The organism is Streptomyces sp. NPDC056347 (genome assembly GCF_042262625.1).
Classification (GTDB): Bacteria; Actinomycetota; Actinomycetes; order Streptomycetales; family Streptomycetaceae; genus Streptomyces.
This window is the reverse complement of sequence record NZ_JBHJQP010000225.1, coordinates 1-10693: the sequence shown is the minus strand read 5'-3', so window position 1 is coordinate 10693 and position 10693 is coordinate 1. Positions and strand designations below refer to the sequence as shown.

Genomic DNA, 10693 nt, shown 5'->3' with positions numbered 1-10693 from the left:
TACAAAGACACGGTCGCGGGCCCCTTCGTGCGGCTCACGGGGCTGTGCTCAGTACTCCTGGTTGCGGGCCTCGGCGGCCTTGCGCTCCTTCTCGGCCTGCTCCTCCGCCTCCATCTCGGCGAAGACGTCGATGGGCGGCGGCGCCTTCGCGAGGAAGACCCAGGTCAGATAGACCGCGAGCAGGAACGGGGGAATCTTCAGGGCGACCAGGACCCAGCCGAACTGGGTGGTGTCCGCCCACCAGTACAGCGGGAAGAGGATCGCGCACTTGGCGAGGAGGATCAGCCCCCAGGCGTAGCTGGCCTTGGCGTACGCCTTCTTGCGGCCCGGGTTCCGGGTGCGCCAGGAGAGGTTCTCCTTGAACACCGGCCCCAGGATCAGGCCGATCAGCGGCAGCCCGGCGAGCGTGGTGATGAGATAGGCGAGCGCCAGGCCGAGCGTGTAGAGCATGCCCGGCAGATAGAAGTCCTTGGCGTTGCCCGTCATCTTCGCGAAGACCACACCGAAGGCCACGCCGAAGACGCCGCTGAAGGCGTGCTTGACGGTGTCCTTGCGGAGCAGCCGTACGACGACCAGGACCAGGGAGACCGCCAGGGCCGCGATGGCCGAGGTGTTCAGGTCCTTGTTGATCGTGAAGATGGTGACGAACAGCAGCCCGGGAACGACCGTCTCCACCATGCCCCGGACACCGCCGAACGCCTCGAAGAGCGCCGCCTCGGTGATCTCCTTCGCGTCGGCGTCCTCCTGGTCGGTGCGGGTGGTGCGGTCCGTGTCGGACGTCGGCTTGTCGAGAGACGTCACCGGCTACTCCTTGCCGAGCGGTCGGAGTTCGTATTTGGGGTTGAACAGCACCCGACGCCCGTGGCTCATGGCGATGCGCCCGGAGGCGATGAGCCTGCGGCCCGGTTCTATGCCCACGATGGAGCGCCGGCCCAGCCAGACGACGTCGAGCGGCGCGGTGCCGTCGAAGAGCTCGGCCTCCAGGGCGGGCACTCCGGCACGCGGCCGCAGGGTGACGGTCCGCAAGGTACCAGTCACCTTCACGATCTGGCGGTCGGTGCATTCGGAGATCCGGGTGCACCCCGTCGCCTGCGCGTCCTCCTGCAGCTCCTCGGACTCCAGGTCCTCCTGGGAACTGGACAGCCGGTCGAGCATCCGGCGGAAGCGGCCGGACGGCTTATCCGCCTTGCCGGGCCTGTCGGATCGTGGAACAGCACTCATACCCGAAGGGTACCGGTCCCGGCTGCTCCGGGCGGGTGTCCCCGGTCTCACTCGGAGCTCGCACCGATCTCACCCGAACGGGCGACCGGGGAACGACCGGCGGGGGTCGGGCCCGGGGCGCCTCCCCCGGGCCGCGGCAGCCCCGTTCAGCCGCGCTCGAAGCGGTAGCCCATGCCCGGTTCGGTGACGAAGTGCCGGGGGTGCGAGGGGTCGGCCTCCAGCTTGCGCCGCAGCTGGGCCATGTAGACCCGCAGGTAGTTGGTCTCGGTGCCGTACGAGGGCCCCCAGACCTCCTGGAGCAGCTGCTTCTGGCTGACCAGGCGGCCGCTGTTGCGGACCAGGACCTCCAGCAGGTGCCACTCGGTGGGGGTGAGCCGTACGTCGCGCCCGCCGCGGTGCACCTTCTTCGCGGCCAGGTCGACGGTGAACCCCTCGGTCTCGACGACCACGACGTCGTCGGTGCCCTGCTGCCCGACGGGCTCGGCGCGGCGGACCGCGGCACGCAGCCTGGCCAGCAGCTCGTCCATGCCGAACGGCTTGGTGACGTAGTCGTCGGCCCCGGCGTCCAGGGCCTCGACCTTCTCGTCCGAGGTGTGCCGGGCGGAGAGCACCAGGATCGGCACCCGGGTCCAGCCGCGCAGTCCCTTGATCACCTCGACGCCGTCCATGTCCGGCAGCCCGAGGTCGAGGACGACGACGTCGGGGTGGCGGGCGGCGGCGAGCTGGAGGGCCGTCGCGCCGTCGGGCGCCGCGTCCACCTCGTACTTGCGCGCCTTCAGGTTGATCACGAGGGCGCGTACGATCTGCGGCTCGTCGTCGACCACAAGCACCCGGGTCATGGGGGCCCTGCCTTTCTGCTGTACGGCGATCTCCCGGGGCGTTCCGGTGATCATGGGGATCATGAGGTGACCTGCGCGGCCGGCGGTCACGGGACGGCCCGTGCGGTCATGAGACGACCCGCTCGGACAGCTCGGGGCCGGCCGGAACGTACCCCGCCGCCGCCCGGAGGGTCAGCACCATGGTGAGGCCGCCGCCCGGGGTGTCCTCGGCGCCCAGCGTGCCGCCCATGGACTCGACGAAGCCGCGGGCCACCGCGAGCCCCAGTCCGACGCCCGCGCCGCGCGGGGCGTCGCCGTAGCGCTGGAAGGGCTCGAAGATGCGCTCCTTGGCCTCGTCGGGCACGCCGGGGCCGCGGTCGGCCACCCGCAGCTCGACGCGTTCGCCGAGCGCGCTGGCGGCGACGGTGACGCGTTCGGCGTGACGGCTGTACTTCACGGCGTTCTCGACGATGTTGGCGACGGCCCGCTCCAGCAGCCCGGGATCGACCGCGACCATCGGCAGGGTCTCGGGGATGTCCAGGTCGACGCTGTCCTCGGGAACGCCCCCGAGCGCCATCGGGACCACCTCGTCGAGGTCGATCTCGCGGATCAGCGGGGTGACCGTGCCGGTCTGGAGCCGGGACATGTCGAGGAGGTTGCCGACGAGGTGGTCGAGGCGGTCGGCGCCGTTCTCGATGCCCTCCAGCAGCTCGGCCTGGTCCTCCTCGGACCAGGCGACGTCGTCCGAGCGCAGGGAGCTGACGGCGGCCTTGATGGCGGCGAGCGGGGTACGCAGGTCGTGGCTGACGGCGGCCAGGAGCGCGGTCCTGATCCGGTTGCCCTCGGCGAGGCGGCGGGCCTCCTCCGCCTGGCCGACCAGGCGCTGCCGGTCCAGTACGACGGCGGCCTGTGCGGCGAAGGCGCCCAGCACCCGGCGGTCCTCGGCGGGCAGTACCCGGCCCGAGAGCGCCAGCGCCATGTGGTCGCCGACCGGCATGTCCACGTCCGCGTCCTCCGGCCGGGTCACCGGCCCCGGCCCGACACTGCCCGCGCAGGTCCACGGTTCCACGTCGCTGCGGCGCTCCAGCAGGGCGACGGACTCCATGCCGAAGGTCTCGCGGACCCGCTCCAGAAGGGCGTCCAGCGTCGTCTCGCCGCGCAGCACGCTGCCGGCCAGGAAGGAGAGGATCTCCGACTCGGCGCGCAGCCGGGCCGCCTGGTGGGTGCGGCGGGCCGCGAGATCGACCACCGAGGCGACCGAGACCGCCACCGCGAAGAAGATCACGATGGCGACGAAGTTCTCCGGGTCCTGCACGGTCAGGGTGTGGGTCGGCGGGGTGAACCAGTAGTTCAGCAGCATCGAGCCGACGGCGGCCGAGGCCAGGGCGGGCAGCAGTCCGCCGACCAGCGCGGCGACCACGGTCAGGAAGAGGAAGAGCAGGACGTCGTTGGCGAGCCCGGGACCGCTGTCCACGCAGGCCAGGAGCAGGGTGAGCAGGGCGGGGCCGCCGACGCCGACCACCCAGCCCCAGATGATCCGGGCCCTGCCGAGCCTGGCCCCCCGCGCGATGGGCAGGCCGCGCCCCTTGGCGACCTCTTCGTGGGTGACGATGTGGACGTCCAGGTCGGGCCCGGACTCCCGGGCGACGGTGGCGCCCACGCCCGGCCCGTAGATGTACTGCCAGGCCTTGCGGCGGCTGGAGCCGAGGACGATCTGGGTGGCGTTCACCCCGCGGGCGAATTCCAGGAGCGCGGAAGGTATGTCGTCGCCGATGACGTGGTGGAACGTACCGCCGAGGTCCTCCACCAGGGTGCGCTGGACGGTGAGTTCCTTGGGCGAGGCGGAGGTCAGCCCGTCGCTGCGGGCGATGTAGACCGCGAGGATCTCGCTGCCCGAGCCCTTGGCCGCCATCCGGGCCGCGCGGCGGATGAGCGTACGGCCCTCGGGGCCTCCGGTGAGGCCGACGACGATGCGTTCGCGGGCCTGCCAGGTGGTGCGGATGTTGTGCTCGCCGCGGTACTGCTGGAGGTATTCGTCGACCCGGTCGGCGACCCAGAGGAGGGCCAGCTCGCGCAGGGCGGTCAGGTTGCCGGGGCGGAAGTAGTTGGACAGCGAGGCGTCGATCCGGTCCGGCTTGTAGATGTTGCCGTGGGCCATCCGGCGCCGCAGTGCCTGCGGCGACATGTCGACCAGCTCGATCTGGTCGGCCCGGCGGACGACCTCGTCGGGGACGGTCTCGCGCTGCCGGACGCCGGTTATGGACTCGACGACGTCGCCGAGCGACTCCAGGTGCTGGATGTTGACGGTGGAGACCACGTCGATCCCGGCCTGGAGCAGTTCCTCCACGTCCTGCCAGCGCTTGGCGTTGCGGGAGCCCGGCACGTTGGTGTGGGCCAGCTCGTCCACCAGGGCGACGGCGGGGGCGCGCTCCAGCACCGCGTCGACGTCCATCTCGGTGAAGACGGCCGAGCGGTACTCGATCTCGCTGCGCCGGATCTGCTCCAGGCCGTGCAGCATGACCTCGGTGCGCGGCCGGTCGTGGTGCTCCACGAACGCGACGACGCAGTCGGTGCCCCGCTCCACTCGCCGATGGGCCTCGGAGAGCATCGCGTACGTCTTGCCGACGCCGGGTGCCGCCCCCAGGTAGATCCGAAGCTTGCCGCGTCCCATGGCCCCATTGTCTTCTCTTGAACCGGCTGCGTCCGATGCGGCAGCCGCTTCGAAAGCTACCTCGCGGACCGGGGGCGAGGAGGACGGGGGACGGGGCGGAGGGACCGAATTGACGGGATTCTGACGCCCCGGGCGGCGTGCCGGGGCGTCCGCGGGTCCGGCAGGGGCTACGCGTGCTCGACGATGTGCCCGTCGCTCAGTTCGAGGACCCGGTCCGCCAGCCCCAGCAGCTGGCTGTCGTGCGTGGCCACCAGCGCGGAGACGCCCTCGCTGCGCACCACCGCCCGCAGCAGCTTCATCACCGCGAGTCCGGTCTCCGCGTCGAGCTGGCCGGTCGGCTCGTCGGCGATCAGCAGGGCGGGCCGGTTGGCGAGCGCCCGGGCGATCGCGACGCGCTGCTGCTGGCCTCCGGAGAGCTCCCCGGGCCGCTGGGCGGCGTGGTCGGCGAGGCCCACCAGGGCGAGCAGCAGCGCCACCCGCTCCTCGCGCTCGCGCGGGTCCGCCTTGCGCAGCCGCAGGGGTACGCCGACGTTCTCCGCCGCCGTCAGGATCGGGATCAGGCCGAACGACTGGAAGATGAAGCCGACCCGCTCCCGGCGCAGCGCCAGGAGCCCGTCCTCGCCCAGCCCGGCGAGGTCCGTGCCGTCGACGGTGATCCGGCCGGAGTCGGGGGTGTCGAGCCCGCCGAGCAGGTTCAGCAGGGTGGTCTTGCCCGAGCCGGAGCGCCCCTTGAGCGCCACCAGCTCGCCGCGCGGCACTTCGAAGGAGACCCCGCGCAGCGCGTGCACCGCGCCGGCCCCCGAGCCGTACGAACGGTGCAGGTCCTCGACCCGCACCATGGGGCCGGCGCCGGGTTCCCCGGCGAGAGCGACGCCGCCCTGTCCCTCGGTGCCCGTCCGGCCGCTGCTCTCGGTCATGTCTCTCCCCGTACGTGATCGATCCCGTGAACCGACAGTATGGGTAATGCGCGCAGGGCCGGACAATGGCCGCGCCCCCGCCCGTGCCCCGTACGCCCCGTGCGTGACAGCTGCGCACGGGACATACGGGGCGTACGGGGCGTGGTGCGGGTGTCGTCAGGTCCGGTCGGTCAGCTGCCGCAGCGCGATGTTGAGCTGGAGGACGTTGACCGTGGGCTCGCCGACGAAGCCGAGGATCCGGCCGTCGGTGTGCTGCTCGACGAGCTTCTCCACCCGGCCCACGGGAAGGTGGTTGCGCTCGGCCACCCGGCGCACCTGGAGCTGTGCGTACGCCGGGGAGATGGCCGGGTCGAGGCCGGAGCCGGAGGAGGTGACGGCGTCGGCCGGCACCTGCGAGGGCCTGACCGGGTGGCCGGGGACGGAGTTGTCCTTGACCACGGCGGCCTTGGCGGCGGTGACCCAGTCGATCAGTTCCTTGTTGTCGGCGGAGCGGTTGGTCGCGCCGGAGAGGATCAGCTTGTACTGGGTGTTGACGGTGTTGGCGCCCAGGCCGTTGGAGGGGCGCGGCTGGAACCACTTGAGGTCCGGGGCCGGGGTCTCCTCCCCCTTCTTCAGCGGCAGGTCGTAGCGCTGGCCGATGAGTTCGGAGCCGACGACACGGCCGTTCTCGGTGATCTCGGAGCCGTTGGCCCTGCCGGGGAAGAGCCCCTGGGCCACCCCGGTGACGGCCAGCGGGTAGAGCACGCCGCAGACGACGGTGAGGACGAGCAGGGCGCGCAGCCCGGCCCAGAGCAGCCGGGTGGTGTTCGCTACGGAGTTGTTCATGGCGGGTCAGCCGTTTCCTGGATTCAGTGCAGACCGGGTATGAGGGAGATGACCATGTCGATGATCTTGATGCCGATGAACGGGGCGACCAGTCCGCCGAGCCCGTACAGCCCGAGGTTCCGCCGGAGCATCGAGTCGGCGCTGCTGGGCCGGTAGCGCACGCCCTTCAGGGCGAGCGGCACCAGGGCGACGATGATCAGCGCGTTGAAGACGACCGCCGACAGGATCGCGGACTGCGGGGAGGACAGCTGCATGATGTTGAGCCTGCCCAGGCCCGGATAGACCACGGCGAACATGGCGGGGATGATCGCGAAGTACTTCGCGACGTCGTTGGCGATCGAGAACGTCGTCAGCGCGCCCCGGGTGATGAGCAGCTGCTTGCCGATCTCGACGATCTCGATCAGCTTGGTCGGGTTGGAGTCCAGGTCCACCATGTTCCCGGCCTCCTTGGCGGCCGAGGTGCCGGTGTTCATGGCCACGCCGACGTCGGCCTGGGCGAGCGCCGGAGCGTCGTTGGTGCCGTCGCCGGTCATCGCGACGAGCTTGCCGCCCGCCTGCTCCCGCTTGATGAGGGCCATCTTGTCCTCGGGGGTGGCCTCGGCGAGGAAGTCGTCGACGCCCGCCTCCTCGGCGATGGCCTTCGCGGTCAGCGGGTTGTCGCCGGTGATCATGACCGTGCGGATGCCCATCCGGCGCAGTTCGTCGAACCGTTCCCGCATGCCCTCCTTGACCACGTCCTTGAGGTGGATGACGCCGAGGACCCGGGCGCCGCGCCCGTCCTCCAGGGCGACCAGCAGCGGTGTGCCGCCCGCCTGGGCGATGGTGTCGGTGAGCGCCGCCACGTCCTGCGGGACGGTGCCGCCGCGCTCCTTCACCCAGGCCAGCACCGATCCGGAGGCGCCCTTGCGGACCTTGCGTCCGTCGACGTCGACGCCGGACATCCGGGTCTGGGCGGTGAAGGCCACCCAGTCGGCGCCGGCCAGTTCGCCCTGGTGGCGTTCGCGCAGCCGGTACCTCTCCTTGGCCAGGACGACGATCGAGCGGCCCTCGGGCGTCTCGTCGGCGAGCGAGGAGAGCTGGGCGGCGTCCGCCAGCTCGGCCTCGGTGGTGCCCTTCACGGGGACGAATTCGGCGGCCTGCCGGTTGCCGAGCGTGATGGTGCCGGTCTTGTCGAGCAGCAGGGTCGACACGTCTCCGGCGGCTTCGACCGCCCGCCCCGACATCGCGAGCACATTGCGCTGGACCAGGCGGTCCATCCCGGCGATGCCGATCGCGGAGAGCAGTGCGCCGATGGTCGTCGGGATCAGGCAGACCAGCAGCGCGGTCAGCACGATCATCGACTGCCCCTGCCCGGCGTAGAGCGCGAAGGGCTGGAGGGTGACGACGGCGAGCAGGAAGACGATGGTGAGCGAGGCGAGCAGGATGTTCAGCGCGATCTCGTTGGGCGTCTTCTGCCGGGCGGCGCCCTCGACCAGGGCGATCATCCGGTCGATGAAGGTCTCACCGGGCTTGGTGGTGATCTTGACGACGATCCGGTCGGAGAGCACCTTCGTACCGCCGGTGACGGCGCTGCGGTCGCCGCCGGACTCCCGGATGACCGGGGCGGACTCGCCGGTGATCGCGGACTCGTCCACGCTGGCGACGCCCTCCACGACGTCCCCGTCGCCGGGGATGATGTCGCCCGCCTCGCAGACCACCAGGTCGCCGACGCGCAGTTCGGTGCCGGGCACCCGCTCCTCGTTCGTGCCGGTCAGCCGCCGGGCGACGGTGTCGGTCTTGGCCCGGCGCAGCGTGTCGGCCTGCGCCTTGCCGCGTCCCTCGGCGACCGCCTCCGCCAGGTTGGCGAAGATCGTGGTCAGCCAGAGCCAGGCCGCGATCGCCCAGCCGAACCACTCCCCCGGGTGCAGACAGGCCAGCACGGTCGTGAGGACCGAGCCGATCAGCACCACGAACATCACCGGGGAACGGACCATCGCCCGGGGGTCGAGCTTGCGCACGGCGTCGGGGAAGGAGCGGATCAGCTGCTTGGGGTCGAAGAGCCCGCTGCCGACGCGTCCTTCGCCCTGGTGGCCGGTGGGCGCGTCCTGGTGGGGCGCCCGGGTGGGGGTGACAGTGGACATCGAGTCCTCTTGCTCCGTACGAGTGGTCATGACGCCAGTCCTTCGGCCAGCGGGCCCAGTGCCAGGGCCGGGAAGAAGGTCAGCCCGGTGATGATCAGGATCGTGCCGACCAGCAGTCCGCTGAAGAGCGGCTTGTGCGTGGCCAGGGTCCCGGCGGTCGCCGGTACGGGCTGCTGCTCGGCGAGCGACCCGGCCAGCGCGAGGACGAACACCATCGGCAGGAACCGGCCGAGCAGCATCGCCAGACCGATCGTGGTGTTGAACCACTGCGTGTCGGCGTTGAGCCCGGCGAACGCCGAACCGTTGTTGTTCGCGCCCGAGGTGTAGGCGTAGAGGATCTCGGAGAAGCCGTGCGCGCCGGTGTTGGTCATCGAGTGCGGCGGGGTGGGCAGCGCCATCGCCAGGGCGGTGAAGCAGAGCACCAGAGCCGGGGTGATCAGGATGTAGCAGGCCGCGAGCTTGATCTCGCGGGTGCCGATCTTCTTGCCGAGGTACTCCGGCGTGCGGCCGACCATCAGCCCGGCGATGAACACCGCGATGAGCGCCATGATCAGGATGCCGTAGAGGCCGGAGCCGACACCGCCGGGCGCGATCTCGCCGAGCTGCATGTCCAGCATGGTGATCCCGCCGCCGAAGCCGGTGTACGAGTCGTGGAAGGAGTTCACCGCGCCGGTGGAGGTGAGGGTCGTGGCGACCGCGAAGATCGACGATCCGGCGATCCCGAACCGGGTCTCCTTGCCCTCCATCGCCCCGCCCGCGATCTGGAAGGCGGGCCCGTGGTGGGCGAACTCGGTCCACATCATCAGGGAGGTGGCGCCGAGCCAGATGACGCCCATCGCGGCGAGGAGCGCGTACCCCTGCTTGAGCGAGCCGACCATCCGGCCGAAGGTCCGCGTCAGCGCGAACGGGATGACCAGGATCAGGAAGATCTCGAACAGGTTGGACAGGCCGTTGGGGTTCTCGAAGGGATGGGCCGAGTTGGCGTTGAAGTAGCCGCCGCCGTTGGTGCCCAGTTCCTTGATGGCCTCCTGGGACGCGACGGCGCCGCCGTTCCACTGCTGCGAGCCGCCCATGAATTGCCCGACCTCGTGGATGCCGGCGAAGTTCTGGATCGCTCCGCAGGCCACCAGCACCACCGCGCCGAGCGCGGCGATCGGCAGCAGGATGCGTACGGTGCCGCGCACCAGGTCGGACCAGAAGTTTCCGAGCTCACCGGTGCGGGACCTGGCGAAGCCGCGTACCAGGGCCACCGCGACGGCCATGCCGACGGCGGCCGAGACGAAGTTCTGCACCGCGAGGCCACCGGTCTGCACGACGTGGCCCATGGCCTGTTCGCCGGAGTACGACTGCCAGTTGGTGTTGGCGACGAAGGACGCGGCGGTGTTGAACGCCTGGTCCGGGTCGATCGAGGAGAAGCCGAGCGAGCCGGGCAGGGCGCCCTGCAGCCGCTGGAGGAGATAGAGGAAGAGGACGCTCACCGCGGAGAAGGCGAGTACCGCGCGGAGATAGGCGGGCCAGCGCATCCCGGTGTTCGGATGGGCGCCGATGGCCCGGTAGATCCACCTCTCGACGCGGAGGTGCCGCTTCGAGGAGTAGACGCCGGCCATGTAGTCGCCGAGCGGTCGGTACACCAGTCCCAGCGCCACGATGAGCGCGAGCATCTGGAGCACGCCGGCGAGGACGGGACTCATATCGCGCTCAGAACCTCTCCGGGTAGAGAAGGGCGAGGACGAGGTAGCCCAGCAGGGCGACGGCCACGACCAGGCCGACTATGTTCTCGACGGTCACAGCTTCGCCACCCCCTTGGCGACGAGAGCCACCAGCGCGAAGACCGCGATCGTGGTGACGACGAAGGCCACGTCGGCCATCGTGTGCTCCTAGATGAGGTACGGATTCTCGGACCTCTTGAGCAAACCTCTCACCAGGACCGTCCTGGCCTGCGTTGATGGCTTCCTTACGAGGAACGGCCGGCCCTTGACGGCGCGCATACGCGCCCCATACACGCCCCGTCGCACACGCCGTCGCGGAGCTGTCCGAAAGCCGTCTTGCGCCCCGCCCCGAGCGCTTCGGCCGCCCTTGCCGGACACGGAAAAGGCCGGTGGGCCGCACCCCTCGGAGAGG

General features: G+C 70.7%; 9 protein-coding genes. All 9 read right to left on the bottom strand.

Annotation, left to right across the window (positions count from 1 at the left end):
- Positions 1 to 48: 48 nt before the first annotated feature.
- Positions 49 to 801 (bottom strand): DUF3159 domain-containing protein, encoded by a 753-nt coding sequence (locus ACFCV8_RS32925; protein WP_376689167.1) that lies wholly within the window; start codon positions 799 to 801, stop codon positions 49 to 51.
- Positions 802 to 804: 3 nt separating this feature from the next.
- Complete coding sequence (locus tag ACFCV8_RS32920; protein WP_376689166.1) at positions 805 to 1221, bottom strand: OB-fold nucleic acid binding domain-containing protein; 417 nt, start codon at positions 1219 to 1221, stop codon at positions 805 to 807.
- A gap of 146 nt (positions 1222 to 1367) precedes the next feature.
- A complete protein-coding gene (locus ACFCV8_RS32915; protein WP_376689168.1) occupies positions 1368 to 2060 on the bottom strand; it encodes a response regulator in 693 nt (230 codons plus the stop codon).
- A 106-nt stretch (positions 2061 to 2166) separates the two neighbouring features.
- Complete coding sequence (locus ACFCV8_RS32910) at positions 2167 to 4710, bottom strand: ATP-binding protein (protein WP_376689165.1); 2544 nt, start codon at positions 4708 to 4710, stop codon at positions 2167 to 2169.
- Positions 4711 to 4877: 167 nt separating this feature from the next.
- Entirely contained in the window at positions 4878 to 5627 is a 750-nt protein-coding gene (locus ACFCV8_RS32905) for an ABC transporter ATP-binding protein (RefSeq protein WP_376689164.1), read from the bottom strand.
- Positions 5628 to 5783: 156 nt separating this feature from the next.
- Positions 5784 to 6452 (bottom strand): potassium-transporting ATPase subunit C, encoded by a 669-nt coding sequence (locus ACFCV8_RS32900; protein WP_376689163.1) that lies wholly within the window; start codon positions 6450 to 6452, stop codon positions 5784 to 5786.
- Between the two features lie 23 nt (positions 6453 to 6475).
- Positions 6476 to 8602, bottom strand: coding sequence for a potassium-transporting ATPase subunit KdpB (kdpB, locus tag ACFCV8_RS32895; RefSeq protein WP_376689162.1), 2127 nt, complete (start codon positions 8600 to 8602; stop codon positions 6476 to 6478).
- Positions 8599 to 10263, bottom strand: a complete 1665-nt coding sequence (kdpA, locus tag ACFCV8_RS32890) for a potassium-transporting ATPase subunit KdpA (RefSeq protein ID WP_376689161.1) — start codon at positions 10261 to 10263, stop codon at positions 8599 to 8601. Before kdpA ends, kdpB begins: the two co-directional genes overlap by 4 nt.
- A 7-nt stretch (positions 10264 to 10270) precedes the next feature.
- Positions 10271 to 10360, bottom strand: coding sequence for a K(+)-transporting ATPase subunit F (gene kdpF / locus ACFCV8_RS32885; RefSeq protein ID WP_365371734.1), 90 nt, complete (start codon positions 10358 to 10360; stop codon positions 10271 to 10273).
- Positions 10361 to 10693: the final 333 nt, after the last annotated feature.